Genomic DNA, 14,476 nt, shown 5'->3' with positions numbered 1-14,476 from the left:
GTGACGGCGATGCCGAGGCTGCGCAGCACGGCCTCGTTGGTTCCGGGTTTTGGCTTTCGCGGGCGAAACGGCGGCAGGGTCACGACGATGCCGCGCGCCGCCGCGATGATCAAACGCCGTGCGGCGGATTCGGCCGGGCGCAGCAGTTTCAGGATGGCGCGGTGGAGATGGCGCGGCAGGGTGACCCCATTGCCCATCCCGGCCATGCCGACAAGCATGGCCAGCAAGCGCTTCAGCGCCTGCCAGTTCTTGTCGATCGCCGGACTTACCTCCATCGCCGCCGCCTCCTTTCCAGCACAGGCGAGGACATTGTCGCTCCGTTCGGGAGGGAGGGGATAAGTCTTGAGAAAATAATCCTGACGGATACTGACACGCGCGTGCGGTAGCGACGAAATGCGGTCCGCGCAAAATCTTGTGCCATGCCGCACCAGCCCGGCCTGCGGCAAAGTCTCAGCCAGGCACGAGGCAGCCGGGATTCATGATGCCCTTCGGATCGAAGGCGGCCTTGAGCGCCAGCACGGCGGCGCGCTGGTTGGGCGACAGCCCGTCCAGAAAAACGTCGCGGCGGCTGCGGCCGACGCCATGCTCGGCGCTGAAGGAACCGCCCAGGTCGCGCGCAATGCCGTAGAGGCCCTGCAGCAGCCGCTTGCCGTCCTGCCGGATCCGCTCCGGCGCAAGGCCGAGCGGCGGCATGACGTTGAAGTGGATGTTGCCGTCGCCGGCATGGCCGTAGGCGATCGGCTCCCAGTCCGGCCATTCGGCCGTCACATAGGCGCGCGCCTCGTCGATCAGCCGGGGCACGTCGCTCAGCCGCACCGAAAGATCGGTGCGGATATGCATGCCGCGCTTGGCCTGGCCCTCGACCAGATCCTCGCGGATCGCCCAGAAGGCCTGTGCCTGGGCGCGGCTCTGGGCGATGGCGCCGTCGCCGAGCAGACCGGCCTCGAAGGCTTCGGCCAGCAGCGTCTCAAGCAGCGCGCGACCGTCGATGGCCGCACTGCAGGCGAGCTCCAAGACGATATGGACCGGCCACGCCTCGGCCAGCGGCACGCGCGTCCCCGGATTGCTCAACACGGCCAGCGGAATGCATTCGGCACCGATCACCTCGAAGGCGGTCAGCAGGTCGGAGCAGACCCGCCGCGCCAGCCCGAACAGCGCCATCGCATCGGCGAAGGAGCGGGCGCCGAGATAGGCGGTCTCGATGTTGGCCGGGCGCGGAAACAGCTTCACCTCGACGCCGGTGACGATGCCGAGCGTGCCTTCCGAGCCGATCAGCAATTGCCTCAGGTCGTAGCCGCGATTGTCCTTGCGCAAGCCCGTCATGCCCTGCCACAGGCTGCCGTCGGGCAGCACGGCTTCAAGGCCGAGCACCAGGTCGCGCGTCATGCCGTAGCGCAGAACGTTGATGCCGCCGGCATTGGTGGCGACATTGCCGCCGATCTGGCACGAGCCCTGCGCGCCCAGCGCCAGCGGAAACAGCATGTTTTCGGCCTCGGCCGCGTCCTTGAGCGTCTGCAGCACGACGCCGGCGTCCGCCTGCAGGGTGAAGTTGGCGGCGTCGATGCGGCGGATGCGGTTCAGCCGTTCCAGCGACAAGATCACCGCCGGCCGCGTGCCGTCAGAGATCGTGCCAGCCACCAGTCCCGTATTGCCGCCTTGCGGCACGATGGCGATGCCGTGCTTGGCGCAGAGCCGGACGACCGCCTGGACCTGTTCGACCGCGGCGGGCCGCAGCACCGCCAGCGCCGCGCCGGCATAGTCGCCGGTCCAGTCGCCGAGATATCGCGCGGCGTCTGCAGAACTGCCGCCGACGATGCCGGAGGCATCGAGCACGCCGGCGAAAGCGGCGAGGGCGGCTTCCCGCTTCGCCTCGTTCATGCCGGCCGCGCCGGTCGATGGCCCGGAAGCGAGAGACATCAGCCGAAATAGCGGACGCGGAAGGCGTCGATGGCGACGGCGATGAAGATCATCAGGCCGCCGATCATGCCGACATAAAAGGACGGCACCGAGATGATCGCCAGGCCGACCTGGATGACGGTGAGCAGCAACACGCCGCCGAGCACGCCGACCACGTTGCCGCGCCCGCCGAAAACGCTGACGCCGCCGATGATGGGTGCCGCGATCGCATAGAGCAGGTAGCTGGAGCCCTGGTTGGAGGTGATCGCCATCTGCCAGGAGGCGAGCAGGAAGCCGCCGACGCCGGCCAGGAAGCCGGCGATGGTGAAGGCGATGATCTTGACGCGGTCGACGCGCACGCCGGCGGAGTTGGATGCCACCGGGTTGCCGCCGACCGCATAGATGCTGCGGCCGAGTACGGTGTTGCGCAGCAGCACGGCGACGGCGATCAGCGCCAGGATGAAGATGACCGGCATCACCGGCCAGCCGCCGATCGCCGCCTGGCCGATCCACACATAGCCGTCCGGCAAATTGGTGATGGTGCGCCCCTGGGTGAGCGCCAGCAGCGCGCCCTGCAGGATGATCATCATCGACAGCGTCTGGATCAGCGACACCATCCTGAGTTTTGTGATGCACAGGCCGTTGAAGAAGCCGATCAGCGTGGCGACCGCGACGCCGACCAGCATGGCGAGCACCCAGGGCAGGCCGAGGTCTGAATAGGCCAGCGCGCCGATCGCCGAGGAGAAGCCGAGATTGGCCGGCAGCGACAGGTCGATCTCCGCCACCAGTAGCGGTAGCGCCACGGCCAGCCCGATCATGCCGAGCACGGTCGCCTGCACCATGATGTTCTGCAGGTTGAAGGTAGTGAAGAAGAATTCGTTGAACAAGCCGAAGATCACCACCAGGGCGATCAGCCAGATCCACACGACATTGTGCAGGACCCAGCCGAGCATCGAACGCCCACCTTCCTGCGTGGCAGGGGCGGAAGCGGGCTTGACCGCGGTTGTCGTCGCTTGGCTCATGGTTTTCTTCCCTGACTGCCGGTCCTCACGCACCCGCCTTGTCCCCGGCGGTGCGGCGCAGGCGCTCGCTGGAGATCGCATCTCCAAAAATCTCCTCGCGGACCGAACCGTTGTCGAACACGCAGACGCGGTCGACGGCACGCACGATCTCGTCGGTGTCGGTCGACACGATGATCACCGATACGCCCGAGCGGCTGAGCTCGTCGATGATGCGCAGCACGTCCTGCTTGACGCCGATGTCGATGCCGCGCGTCGGCTCGTCGAGGATGAGCAGGCGCGGCTCGGTGGCCAGCACGCGGCCGAGGCACACTTTTTGCTGGTTGCCGCCGCTCAGCGTGTCGGCGACGGTGGCCGGGCCGGTGGCCTTGATTCCCATCGCCTTGAAATAGCGGGCGGCCAGCGCCTGCTCCGCCTCGGGCCGGAGGAAGCCAGAGCGCGCCACCGCCGAGAGCGACGACAGCGAGATGTTCTCGCCGATGGTCATACCGGCGACCAGGCCGTCGCGGCGACGGTCGTCGGAAAGGAAGGCGATGCCCATGTCGAAGGCGTCGCGCGGTGTGGCCGGCAGCGGACGCGCCGGCTCGCCGGCGAAGGCGATGCTGCCTGAACGGATCGGCGAGAGCCCGAAGATGGCGCGCGCCAGCTCCTTGGCGCCGGCGCCGGGAAGGCCGGTGAAGCCGACGATCTCGCCGGGATGAAGGACGAGTTCCGGCACGGCGATCCGGTCGCTGGCGATGTCGCGCAGCCGGATCGCCGGGGCGCTTTCGGCGAATGCCCGGCGTTCGCGCTGGAACAGCACCAGGCCGCGCCCCAGCACCAGCTCGGACAGTTGCGCGGAGGAGAGGCTGGCGACGTCCTCGGTGCCGCCGGCGAGCGCGCCGTCGCGCAGCACCGAGCAGGCGTCGCAGATCTCCAGGATTTCGTCGTTGTAATGCGAGATGAAGATGAAGGTGACGCCCTGCGCCTTGAGCTGGCGCATGAAGTCGAAGAGCTGGGCCCGGTCCGCGACCGTCAGTGCCGCCGTCGGCTCGTCGAGGATGATCACCTTGCCGCCGCTGAACATGGCGCGCAGGATGTTGAGCTTGCGCCGCGCCACCGCGTCGAGCCGGCCGGCCATCGCCTGCGGATCGATACCGGTTCCTTCCAGCATGCGCGCCGCGTCGGCCCTGAGCTTGCGCCAGTTGACGAAGCCGCGGCGGCTCGGCCAGATGCCGAGCATCAGGTTCTCGGCCGCCGACAGATGGTCGATGATCATCGGCTCCTGGGTGACCAGGAACACGCCGGCCTTCTCCATCGCCTTGACGTCGACGTTCTCGATCGGCCGGCCGTCGAGATAGATGGTGCCGCCCGAGGGCTCGCGCTGACCCGAGATCAGCCCGACCAGCGTCGACTTGCCGGCGCCGTTCTCGCCCAGAAGCCCATGGATCGTGCCGCGCCGGATGCCGAGCGACACGTCGCGTAGCGCCAGCGTCGGGCCGAAGCGCTTGCTGAGGTTCTCGACCTTGAGGATGAACGGGTCTTCGCCGGTCTGTCTGGCGGAAGCGGCTGTCAATACAAACTCCGGATTTGTTGAACTGCCATCACGCGCAGGAGTTGCTCACGCGGCAAGTGCCACGCCGGCGCAAACCGGCGTGGCACGGGGAGGACGCGGCTCGCGCGGTCGATCAAGTGTAGGGGATGCCCCATTCCTTCTCCGAGATGGCGCCCCAGTGGCGCTTGTCGGCGGAATTGCCGCCGTCGATGACGAAGGGCGGGATGATCAGTGTCGGACCGGTTGCGCCGGCGACGATCTCGCCTTTCTCCCAGAAATACTTCTTGTTCTCGTAGGCGCCGATCGGCACGGCCTCGCCCTTGATGGAGTGTTTTGTCAGCATCTCCACGGCGATCTCGCCATAGGCGATCGGGTCCTGCGACACGCAGGCGTCCATGAAACCATCCTGGATCCATTTGAGCGCCACCGGCTCGCCGTCGATGTTGACGAAGATGACGTGACCTTCCTCGCCGACCTTCTTCCAGCGGCCCTTCTGCTGCAGCGCGGTGACGATGCCGCGCGACGGCGAGTCCGACGGCGCGTGAACGGCGTCGAGGTCGGGGAATTCGGAAAGGGTGGAGAGGGTAACGGCCAGCATCTGGTCGAGCGCTCCCTCGGTGGGACGCGCCAGGTACTTGATGTCCGGATATTTGGCGAATTCCTCGTCCATGCCTTCCTTGCGCAGCCGCCAGGCGACGCTTTGCAGCGCGCCGAAGCAGTTCAGCACCGTGCCCTTCGGGCTGCCGTATTTCTCGGTCAGGCGCTTGATGATCTCCTGCGCGGCCATGACGCCGCCGAGCTTGTTGTCGAAGCTGACGGTGATGGCGACGTCGCCGCCGTCCGACGGCGTGTCGATGATGGCGACCGGGATGCTCTTCTGGTTGTAGCGGCGGATGGCGCTGACGATCGCCTGGCTGTCGATCGGGTCGGACACGATCGCCGACGGCTGGCTCAGCATCAGGCTCTGCCACTGCTCGAGCTGGCGGGTGTTGTCGAAGCTGGCGTTGGTCGCCTGGAAGCGCATCTTGTTGGCTTCGACCGCGCGCTTCACCGCCTCTTCCTGGATGACGAAGAAGTAGTAGTCGAGGCTCTTGTTGCTGAAGGGGATGAAGCCCCCCTCCTGCGCCCAGGCGCTCTTGCCGAGCAGCGCGCTGGCGCCCAGCGTCGCGCCGATCGCCCCGCCGGCCTTCAGCAGGCCGCGACGCGAAATTCCGTTCAGTCGATCCATCAGTACCCTCCCTGGATGTATGATCTAGCTTTACTAGCTCTTTCGGTTGGACGCAAGAGGCTGCGTCATGGACGTGACCGAATCGTGAAACGACTTGCCAAAGTCGCCGGAATTTTCAGTATAGTAAGCCTTTTCAGCGCTTTACGACGACTGGCCAGTCGGCCTGGCGCTGGTGAAAAACCATCTGCCGCCCGACGTGTTCGCGTCGGACTTTCAACAAAAAGTAGATTTCACTACGCGTCGCGCAATGCGACGTATGTGCTTCCGTCGAAGCGGCCGACCACCATGCCTTTAGACTCGCGCGTGAACAGGCCGTTCTCGACCACGCCCGGAATACGGTTCAGCTCGATCTCAAGCCTGGCCGGCGCTGGGATGACGCCGCAGCGGCAGTCGAGAATGAAGTTGCCGCTGTCGGTGACCACCGGCTGGCCGTCGCGCATGCGCCGCTCGATCACCGCATTCCTGATGCGGTGGTCGGCCAGCGCCTCGGTCACCATCCGCTCCGTCTGCTTCCAGGCGAACTGCACGACCTCCACCGGCAGCGGGAAGCCGCCAAGCCGCTCGACGATCTTGCTCTCGTCGCAGACCGTGATCATGCGTTTGGAGGCGTGCGCGACGATCTTCTCCCACAGCAGGCAGGCGCCGCCGCCCTTGATCATGTTGAAGTCGCGGTCGATCTCGTCGGGGCCGTCCACGGTGAGGTCGATCTCGCCGATCTCGTTGGGGTCGGTCAGCGCGATGCCGACCTCGCGGGCGACGTCGTTGGTGGAGCGCGACGTCGTCGTGCAGGTGAGCCTCAGGCCGTTGGCGACATGCTTGCCGAGTTCGCGCACGAAGAAATGCGAGGTGGTGCCGGAGCCCAGCCCAAGTTTCATGCCGTCCCTGACGAACTCCTCGATGACCCTGCGGCCCGCGGCCTTCTTGGCTTCGTCCTGTGCGCTCATGAATGCTTTCCTTGGGCTGGTCGCCTGACGGCGACGTCTAAATCTTCTCGGTCTGCCAGGAATCGAGGGCCGGCAACTGGTCGGGGAACTCGCTGCCGCTCGTCATGGCGATCGCCGTCACCAGCATGTTGACGACGAGATGGTGGTTGAGCCGCGACGCAAGCGGCGTCATCAGTTCGGTGCGGTCGTATGGCAGCACGGCGATCAGCCCGTCGGAGACATTGGCGAGCGGGCTGTCGGCCGCCGTCACCGACAGCACCCGCGCGCCGCCGGCGCGCGAGGCGATGGCGACATCGACCATCTGCTTGGTGTGGCCCGACTGCGAGAAGATCAGCGTAACCTCGTTGGGCCGCGCCGTCTCGGCATGCAGCCACTGCTTCTTGCGGCCGATCAGGGCGGCGCAGCGCATGCCGAGCCGCTGGAATTTGTGCTCGGCGTCGATCGCCGTGATCTCGGAGATGCCGCTGGCGTAGATGCCGACCCAGGAAGCCGAATGCAGCAGTTTCGCGCCCGCCTCCACCTGCTGCGGCACGAGATCCTCGAGCAGGCGCTGGATGGCGTTCAGCGAGTTGCGCGCCGTCTTGCGCACGACGTTCTGGATCGAGTCGCCCGGCACGATTTGCTCGTAGGCGAAGGGGGCGGACGGCACGAGGCTCTGCGCCAGGTGCAGCTTGAAGTCCTGGTAGCCCTGGAAGTCGAAGCGGCGGCAGAAGCGCATGATGGTGGGGTCGCTGACGTCGCATTCCTGCGACAACCGCGCCATGCTCATATGGATGACCTCGCCCGGATTGGCGCTGACGAAGCGCGCCACCCGCAGCTCGGCCGAGCCCATCTCGGCGCTCTCCTGCACGATCCTCTGCAGAAGACTCGTGGCCATTTTTATCCCCCTTGCCCGACACGAACGGGTTCGGAGTTGGCGCCGAGATCGCGCAGCCGGTCAAGCCGCCATTCCGGCGCCACGGCCACCTCGCCGCCGCTGCCCCAGGCGACCGCGTAGAAGGGCACATCGGCAGCCTGGGCGGTGGCCTGGTCGACTTTCGTGTCGCCGACATAGGCCCAGGACAGGCCGTCCAGCCTCATGCGCTCCGAAACCGCGAGCAGATGCGCCGGGTCCGGCTTGCAGGCCGGGGCAGCGTCGGCGCCGACCACCACCTCGAACAGCGGCGCGATGCCGAGGATGTCCAGCACCTTGAGCGACAGATCCTGTGGCTTGTTGGTGCAGATGCCCATGCGGATGCCGGATCGGTGCAGGAATTCCAGATCCTCGCGTACCTGCGGATAGAACAGCGTGCGCTCCGCCGGCGAGCGCGCGTAGTTGGCAAGATATTCGCGCACCGCCTCGTCGACGGTCGCATCGTAGCTCGGCAGATCCAGCGCCACGAACAAGTCGAGCAGCAGCCGGCGCGGGCCGAAGCCGATGAACTTTTCCACGAAGGCGACGCTCTGGACCGGCCAGCCGCGCTTTTCCAACACCTGGTTGACCGACGCCGCTATGTCCGGCGCGCTGTCGATCAGCGTGCCGTCGAGATCGAAGACGAGCGCCTCGTAGCGCCCCATTCGAAAGGTCATAAGGTGAGGCCTCCGTTTTCCTCTAGCGGTCCAGGCGGGCTTCGCCGATCGCGGCGAAGCTCGGAGAAAGAGCATCGTAGAGGCCGCGATAGACCTCGAAGGCGGATCGCATGGCGTCCCCTGCGGCCGCGTCGGGCACCTCCCGCGTCACCGGGCGGCAGGCCTTCGCGGCCTCTTCCGCGCTTGGCCAGACACCCACGCCGACGCCCGCGACCAGAGCCGCTCCGAAGGCCCCGCCTTCCGCCGCGCCTTCGGTCGTGACCACCTCGCAGCCGAACAGGTCGGCCTGCATCTGCCGCCACAGCGCCGAGCGCGCGCCGCCGCCGGACGCCTTGATCACCTGGCCGCCGATATCGACCTGCCGCATTAGCGCAAAGATGTCGTAGAGCGAGAAAGCCACGCCCTCCATGACGCTTCGTGCCATGTCCGCCGCGCCTTGACGCGCCGTAAGCCCGACGAATCCGCCGCGTGCGGACGGGTCCGGATGGGGGCAGCGCTCGCCGTTGAGGTAGGGCAGGAACAGCAGCCCGCGCGCGCCGACCGGCGCCTGCGCGGCCAGTGCCGCGATCCGCTCAGCCGTCGGCGCCACACCGCCGGCGAAGCCGGCCAGCAGCGCGCGCAGCCATTCGATCGCCCCGCCGGCATTCAGCGATACGCCCATGCAGTGCCACTTGTCAGGCGCGACGTTGCAGAAGACCTGCAGCCGGCCGTCGGGATTTTCGACCGGCTTGTCGAGCGCGGCCGCGACGATGCCGGCCGTGCCGATGGTGGTCTGCAGCTCGCCTGGCGCGATCACGCCCGAGCCGATCGTCTGGATGACGCTGTCGCCGCCGCCGCCGACCACCGGGATGCCGGCCTCCAGGCCGAAAAGCTCCGCTCCCGACCGGCTCACCCGGCCGCTCACCACATGCGATTCATGGCAGGGCGGCAGGACAGCCGGATCGATCTCCAAGAGGTCGAGCAGGCCCGTCGCCCAGGCTCGGCGGCGCGTGTCGAACAGCCCGGTGCCGGATGCGTCCGAGACCTCGGTCGCCAGCTCGCCGGTGAGCACGAAGCGCAGATAGTCCTTGGGGTTGAGCACATGGCGCAGCCGGCTGAACAGCTCCGGCTCGTGGTTGCGCATCCAAAGAATCTTGCCGCCGGTATAGCCCACCAGCATGCGGTTGTTGGTGTGCCGGAGCAGCCCTTCGATACCGCCGGCGCGCGTCGTGATGTCGGCGCATTCGGCGCCGTTGCGCTGGTCGTTCCACAGGATCGCAGGACGCAGCACCCGATGCCCGGCGTCGAGCGGAGTCAGGCCGTGCATCTGGCCGGAAAGGCCGATGGCCGCGATCTCGACGTCGGGCCGCAGCGCCAGCACGCCGGCGACCGCGGCGCGCGCGCCGTCGATCCAAAGCTGGGGAGCCTGCTCGGTCCATCCCGGGTGAGGTTGCGACAGGGCATAGGTTTCCGTCCGGCTGGCCAGCACGGCGCCGTCCGCGTCGATCAGCAGGGCCTTGCAGCCGGACGTGCCGATGTCGATGCCGAGAAGGCCTTGGGTCAAACCTACCTCCCCTTCGGCTCGTCGTAGCGGATACGGACGTGCTTGAAGTTGAGGTACTCGAGCATGCCCTCGCGGCCGTGCTCGTAGCCGACGCCGCTCTGCTTGCGACCGCCATAGGGCGCGTTCATGATGCCGGCATCGACATTGTTGACGGCGACATTGCCGTAGTCGAGCCGCCCCGACAGATAGCGGATCTCGTCCATATCCTTCGCGTAGACGTAGGATGCGAGGCCGTAGGGCGTGTCGTTGGCAAGCTCGATCGCCTCGTCGAGGCCATCGAAAACCATGACGCCGACCAGCGGCCCAAAAGTCTCCTCGGTCATCACCTTCATGGCGTGGGTGCAGTCGGAAACCACTGTCGGGCGGAAGAAGTGCCCGCGCGCAAACGCCTCGCCCTCGGGCGAGGCACCGCCGGCGACCAGCTTCGCGCCCTTGGCGAGCGCGTCGGCCAGATGCTCCTTGGTCTTGGCGAGCGGCTCGGCCGAGGCCATGGCGCCGACATCGGCGTCCGGCTTGTCGATGCCGTTGGCGATCACCAGCCCGTCGGCCGCCTCGCCCAGGCGTTTCACGAACTCGGCGGCGATCGGCCGGGCGACGTAGATGCGGTTTATGGCGATGCAGATCTGGCCCATGTTGCGGAACGAGCGCCGCACCGCTCCCTTGACCGCCGCGCCGAGATCGGCGGAGGCCGTGACGATCAGCGGGCAGTTGCCGCCGAGTTCCAGCGACAGCCGCTTGATGGTCGGGCACGACTGCTGGATGCGCAGGCCGACCGCGCTCGATCCGGTGAAGGCGATCTTGTCGACGCCGGGATGTTCGACCAGTGCCTGCCCGACCTTCGAGCCCGGCCCGGTCACGACGTTGACCACGCCTGCCGGAATCTTTGCCTTCTCAGCCATCCTTGCGATGGCGAGCGCGGTGAATGGGGTCAGCTCCGCCGGCTTGATCACGATGGTACAGCCGGCGGCGAGCGCGCCGCACAGCTTCCAGCCGATCAGCTCGGCCGGATAGTTCCACGGGGTGATGGCCCCGACCACGCCGATCGGCTCGCGCACGACAAGGCTGTCGATGTCGGTGGTCGTGTTCGGCACGATCTCGCCATGGATACGCACCGCCTCCTCGGCGTAGAAATGGCAGGCTTCCGCCAGCTTCAGGATCTCGCCCTTGGCTTCGTTGAGCGGCTTGCCCTGCTCCAGCGTCATGGTGCGGGCCATGGCGTCCGCCTCGGCGGAGACGGCGTCGCCCAGACGATGCAGTGCCTTCGAGCGCTCGACCGGAGCAAGGCGCGACCAGATCTTGAACGCCTTTCGCGCTGCGGCGACCGCCACGTCGATCTCGGCCGGCGTCGCCGCGGCGACGTGGCCCAGCACCTCGCCGGTTGCGGGATTCTGGACCGGGATCCGCTCGCCCTCGCCGCGGCGCCACTCGCCGTCTATGAAGAGTTTTTCGGCAAGGTCTTGTATCAAGGCCGGCATTCCTCCGCACTGCACGCGTGCCGCTCTATGGGCGACAAACCCTCATAATATAGATTTACTAGTTCAGGCAAGCGCTCGTTCCATCCTGCCCAGAAAGCCCCTCTGTCGCCGCTAATTCCAGTCAACATATTGATTTAGCTTATTTTTAGTCACATGAGTGTCGATCGAAGTGAACCGAAGCGCTCCGTCCGTGAACAAGCAAGCGCCTTTCGTGCGGCCAGCTTGATCGACATCAAGCCGAAATGCTAGTGCTACTAACAATCAAGGTCGAGCCTCTATGGGCTTTCGACAGCAGCGTTCCGCATGGTATCCCGACGTGATCGCCGGGTTCGCCCGGGCACACGAAAGGGAGGAATCGAATGTCATACATGTCTCAGTTCGAGTTGACCGGCCGTCTCGCGCTGGTCACGGGCGCGGGCCAGGGGATCGGCGAAGCCTGCGCCACCGCGATTGCCGAGGCGGGGGCACGCGTCATCGTCACCGATCTCGATCCGGCGCGTGCCGAAGCCTCGGCGCAGCGGATCGCCGCCCGCGGGCTGCAGGCCGAGTGGCGTCAGCTCGACGTGACCCGGACAGAGCCGCTCAACGCGCTCGCCGACGCGCTGCCGCCGCTCGACGTGCTGGTGTGCAATGCCGGGATTGCGTGCAACACACCGGCGGAAGACGTCTCCGACGACGAATGGGAACGCGTGATCGGCATCAACCTGACGGGCGTGTTCAAGACCTGCCGCGCCTTCGGTCGAAAAATGCTCCGCGCCGGCAAGGGCTCGATCATCAACATCGGCTCGATGTCGGCCGACATCGTCAACACGCCGCAGCCGCAGTGCCACTACAATGCGTCGAAGGCGGGCGTGCATCATCTGACGCGGTCGCTGGCGGTGGAATGGGCGCTGCGCGGCGTGCGCGTCAACGCGGTCGCGCCGACCTATATCGAGACGCCGCTGCTCGCTGGCGTGGGAAAGGGCAACAGCATGGCCGACCGCTGGATCGACCTCACCCCGATGAAACGGTTCGGCAAACCAGAGGAGATTGCTTCGGTGGTGCTGTTCCTGGCATCCGACGCATCGAGCCTGATGACCGGCAGCATCGTCTCGGCCGACGCGGGCTACACGTCGATCTGAGGCCTAGGCCGACGATTGCCGAGAGCGGCGGCCCACACTCCACCTCGCCGCAGGACGGGCGCCGGCCAGGAACCTTCACCGCGAGCATAGGCCCGGAAGGCGCCGTCATGGGTAACCGCTGATCGCCGCAGCCAACCGCGCCCCAAGCGCCATATCGTCTTCCTGGCCAAAGCCATGATGAAGAACGGCGCCGTCACGGCCGATCAGGATCGAGGTTGGCGTCCCCCGCATTTGATAGCGCCCCATGGTGACGGGAATCCGCATACCCGAATCAGGGTCGTCAACGCCGATTGGCATGGTCAGTCGGTACTCGTGGATGAAAGCCTCCAGGGCGACCGGCGTCATCGCCGCATGGTGCTCGAAAACGGTGTGCAAGCCGATGACCTGCAAATCGCTGTCGCGGAACAGCCGATGCGCCTTCTCGGCCTGCGGCGTGCCGTGGGCGACGCAGCCAGGGCAGAGCATCTGGAAGGCGTGGAGCAGCACCGGGCGGCCCCGCAAGGCTGCCAGGCTTAACGGGACCGAGCTGTTGAACCAGCGACTGACGGCGATCTCTGGGGCGACGACGGGGTCGAGCTTCATGTTTTGCACCAGTCATTGGCAACGGCGACCGTCTGGAAGTGCGCGGCGGTCGTCGACATCCTAAGGGGATTTCTTCGTGACGACTCCCGGCAACGACAGATTTCCGGACGCGACCTTGTAGGTGCCGGTGACGCAAAGCAGCGGCGCCTGCCCCTGCCGATGGACCTGCAGCGAGGCGGCAACCGCATCGAAGCTGATATTTTCCGCGCCCTTGACTGGAACCGTGATCCGGACGGCGGCGCCCTTGATGAGGGGGCTCATTCCGGGGCTGTCGAGGGCGATGGGCAGGCCGGGGGCAGTCGCCGGCAGGAGATCCTGGCCGGGCGAGACGTCGCGAACCTTCAGCCCGCCGCCGCAGGCCGCGTCCTCGACCAGGACGACCCAGTGCGAGTGCCAGCCGGCTCCGTCATTGCCGGGATCGCCGTCGCCGTTCTCATCGAAAAGCGGCGTGTCGTCGAAGTCGGGGTGCGCCGTGATGGCAAGCGCCAGCATGCCCGACCCTTCGGCAAACCCCACGGCGGACGGATCGAGCTTCGTCGGCCATACATAGGCATCGACCCTGGAACCTTGCAGTTCGCCGGCGCTCTCGGGTTTCTGCGAGCCGGCGGTGCCCGTCACCTCCATGCTGAAGGTAGCAAGCCGTCCGTCCGTCGTGGCGGCGGCGTGCACGATATCGAAAGCCGGGGGCACGGCGGGGTCCGGCTCGGCGGCGATCTCGTGGGCGCCCCCGGAACCCGACGAAAGGCTCAAGGCCGCGGCGGCCGCTATGGTCGAAATGAAGCGCATGATGGTCTCCGGACCGGCATTGAATAATAGCGAGACGCTACTATAATCAACATCCAGGGATGCTCGTCAAGAATAATATCGAGTCGCTATCATGTCTCTCCCGCTGGCCGCCGTCGAGGCGGCACACCTCATCGATCGTCTCGATCGCCTGGCCCGCCATGGCGAGGCGGGCGGTCTTAATCCGGCGCAATGGGAGGCCTTGCGGTTCGTCGCTCGCGCCAATCGCTTCTCTCGAACGCCGGCGGCGCTCGCCGAGTATCTGGGCTCGACCCGCGGCACCGTCTCGCAAACGCTGATCATGTTGGAGAAGAAGGGGTATGTCACACGTCAGGCTAGCGTCCGTGATCGACGCTCCGTCGTATTGGGGCTGACCCCATTTGGTCAGCGCACCCTCGGCGACGATCCGATACTGGCGCTCGCAAGCGGCCTTGCAACCGCCGGCACGGAAGACCTCGCTCTCCTGGTCGAGAGCCTGCGGAGTGCGCTTCATGCCATGATCGCCCGTAACGGCGGGCGCGCATTCGGCGCCTGCCATACTTGCCGACATTTCCGCCACGGGGACGAAGGAACTGATCCTTTGCCACATCGCTGCGCGCTGCTGGGCGAATCGCTTTCCGACGCCGACAGCCGCGCGATCTGTGTCGAGCACCAGCAGGCGGCCGCCTGAGAAAGTCACGGGCCACCAGTTTCCTCCACGACAGGCCGCGCAGGCCCGGATGGGATCGCGCCGCCGGAGCGGCGCAACTCCGCGCGCGATCAGTTCCGTGACGTCTCGGAAG

At 66.5% G+C, this 14,476-nt stretch carries 13 protein-coding genes and 1 pseudogene; 2 read left to right on the top strand and 12 right to left on the bottom strand.

Going from position 1 to position 14,476, the window contains the following annotated elements; genetic code table 11:
• The 10 genes and pseudogenes from RB623_RS28970 to RB623_RS28925 all read right to left on the bottom strand — a co-directional run.
• Nucleotides 1-275: pseudogene (locus RB623_RS28970) on the bottom strand (hypothetical protein); the annotation flags it as partial.
• Between the two features lie 175 nt (nt 276-450).
• Nucleotides 451-1,917, bottom strand: coding sequence for an FAD-binding oxidoreductase (locus RB623_RS28965; protein WP_308060603.1), 1,467 nt, complete (start codon nt 1,915-1,917; stop codon nt 451-453).
• The gene (locus RB623_RS28960) at nt 1,917-2,918 is read right to left on the bottom strand and encodes an ABC transporter permease (RefSeq protein ID WP_308060602.1); all 1,002 of its coding nucleotides are present in this window, start codon (nt 2,916-2,918) and stop codon (nt 1,917-1,919) included. The genes RB623_RS28965 and RB623_RS28960 overlap by 1 nt, the downstream gene beginning before the upstream one ends.
• A gap of 25 nt (nt 2,919-2,943) precedes the next feature.
• Nucleotides 2,944-4,470 (bottom strand): sugar ABC transporter ATP-binding protein, encoded by a 1,527-nt coding sequence (locus tag RB623_RS28955; protein ID WP_308060601.1) that lies wholly within the window; start codon nt 4,468-4,470, stop codon nt 2,944-2,946.
• Between the two features lie 112 nt (nt 4,471-4,582).
• Nucleotides 4,583-5,677 (bottom strand): substrate-binding domain-containing protein, encoded by a 1,095-nt coding sequence (locus RB623_RS28950; protein ID WP_308060600.1) that lies wholly within the window; start codon nt 5,675-5,677, stop codon nt 4,583-4,585.
• A gap of 233 nt (nt 5,678-5,910) precedes the next feature.
• Nucleotides 5,911-6,621 carry a ribose-5-phosphate isomerase RpiA gene (gene rpiA / locus RB623_RS28945; protein ID WP_308060599.1) on the bottom strand — a complete coding sequence of 237 codons (711 nt, stop codon included), beginning with the start codon at nt 6,619-6,621 and terminating at the stop codon, nt 5,911-5,913.
• Nucleotides 6,622-6,658: 37 nt separating this feature from the next.
• Nucleotides 6,659-7,498, bottom strand: a complete 840-nt coding sequence (locus RB623_RS28940; protein ID WP_308060598.1) for a MurR/RpiR family transcriptional regulator — start codon at nt 7,496-7,498, stop codon at nt 6,659-6,661.
• A gap of 2 nt (nt 7,499-7,500) precedes the next feature.
• Entirely contained in the window at nt 7,501-8,190 is a 690-nt protein-coding gene (locus RB623_RS28935) for an HAD-IA family hydrolase (protein ID WP_308060597.1), read from the bottom strand.
• 22 nt (nt 8,191-8,212) lie between these two features.
• Entirely contained in the window at nt 8,213-9,733 is a 1,521-nt protein-coding gene (gene xylB / locus RB623_RS28930) for a xylulokinase (RefSeq protein ID WP_308060596.1), read from the bottom strand.
• A gap of 2 nt (nt 9,734-9,735) precedes the next feature.
• On the bottom strand, nt 9,736-11,199 hold the full coding sequence (locus tag RB623_RS28925) for an aldehyde dehydrogenase (protein WP_374121757.1): 1,464 nt from the start codon (nt 11,197-11,199) through the stop codon (nt 9,736-9,738).
• Nucleotides 11,200-11,567: 368 nt separating this feature from the next.
• On the opposite strand from RB623_RS28925, the gene RB623_RS28920 reads away from it, so the two are divergent.
• Nucleotides 11,568-12,329 (top strand): SDR family oxidoreductase, encoded by a 762-nt coding sequence (locus tag RB623_RS28920; RefSeq protein WP_308060594.1) that lies wholly within the window; start codon nt 11,568-11,570, stop codon nt 12,327-12,329.
• 105 nt (nt 12,330-12,434) lie between these two features.
• Here the strand turns inward: RB623_RS28920 and RB623_RS28915 are convergent, their stop codons facing one another.
• Both RB623_RS28915 and RB623_RS28910 read right to left on the bottom strand, forming a co-directional pair.
• Entirely contained in the window at nt 12,435-12,911 is a 477-nt protein-coding gene (locus tag RB623_RS28915) for a redoxin domain-containing protein (RefSeq protein ID WP_308060593.1), read from the bottom strand.
• Between the two features lie 60 nt (nt 12,912-12,971).
• Nucleotides 12,972-13,697, bottom strand: coding sequence for a hypothetical protein (locus RB623_RS28910; RefSeq protein ID WP_308060592.1), 726 nt, complete (start codon nt 13,695-13,697; stop codon nt 12,972-12,974).
• A gap of 91 nt (nt 13,698-13,788) precedes the next feature.
• Between RB623_RS28910 and RB623_RS28905 the strand changes: the two genes are divergently transcribed.
• On the top strand, nt 13,789-14,364 hold the full coding sequence (locus RB623_RS28905; protein ID WP_308060591.1) for a MarR family transcriptional regulator: 576 nt from the start codon (nt 13,789-13,791) through the stop codon (nt 14,362-14,364).
• The last annotated feature ends 112 nt before the right edge of the window (nt 14,365-14,476 follow it).

The organism is Mesorhizobium sp. LHD-90, from assembly GCF_030929505.1.
In the GTDB taxonomy this organism is placed as follows: Bacteria; Pseudomonadota; Alphaproteobacteria; order Rhizobiales; family Rhizobiaceae; genus Kumtagia.
This window is presented reverse-complemented; position numbering and strand designations above follow the sequence as displayed.

Coding starts and splice junctions, on each gene's coding strand:
- RB623_RS28965 (WP_308060603.1), bottom strand. CDS start 1,917: ATGTCTCTCGCTTCCGGGCCATCGACCGGCGCGGCCGGCATGAACGAG.
- RB623_RS28960 (WP_308060602.1), bottom strand. CDS start 2,918: ATGAGCCAAGCGACGACAACCGCGGTCAAGCCCGCTTCCGCCCCTGCC.
- RB623_RS28950 (WP_308060600.1), bottom strand. CDS start 5,677: ATGGATCGACTGAACGGAATTTCGCGTCGCGGCCTGCTGAAGGCCGGC.
- rpiA (WP_308060599.1), bottom strand. CDS start 6,621: ATGAGCGCACAGGACGAAGCCAAGAAGGCCGCGGGCCGCAGGGTCATC.
- RB623_RS28940 (WP_308060598.1), bottom strand. CDS start 7,498: ATGGCCACGAGTCTTCTGCAGAGGATCGTGCAGGAGAGCGCCGAGATG.
- RB623_RS28935 (WP_308060597.1), bottom strand. CDS start 8,190: ATGACCTTTCGAATGGGGCGCTACGAGGCGCTCGTCTTCGATCTCGAC.
- RB623_RS28920 (WP_308060594.1), top strand. CDS start 11,568: ATGTCATACATGTCTCAGTTCGAGTTGACCGGCCGTCTCGCGCTGGTC.
- RB623_RS28915 (WP_308060593.1), bottom strand. CDS start 12,911: ATGAAGCTCGACCCCGTCGTCGCCCCAGAGATCGCCGTCAGTCGCTGG.
- RB623_RS28910 (WP_308060592.1), bottom strand. CDS start 13,697: ATGCGCTTCATTTCGACCATAGCGGCCGCCGCGGCCTTGAGCCTTTCG.
- RB623_RS28905 (WP_308060591.1), top strand. CDS start 13,789: ATGTCTCTCCCGCTGGCCGCCGTCGAGGCGGCACACCTCATCGATCGT.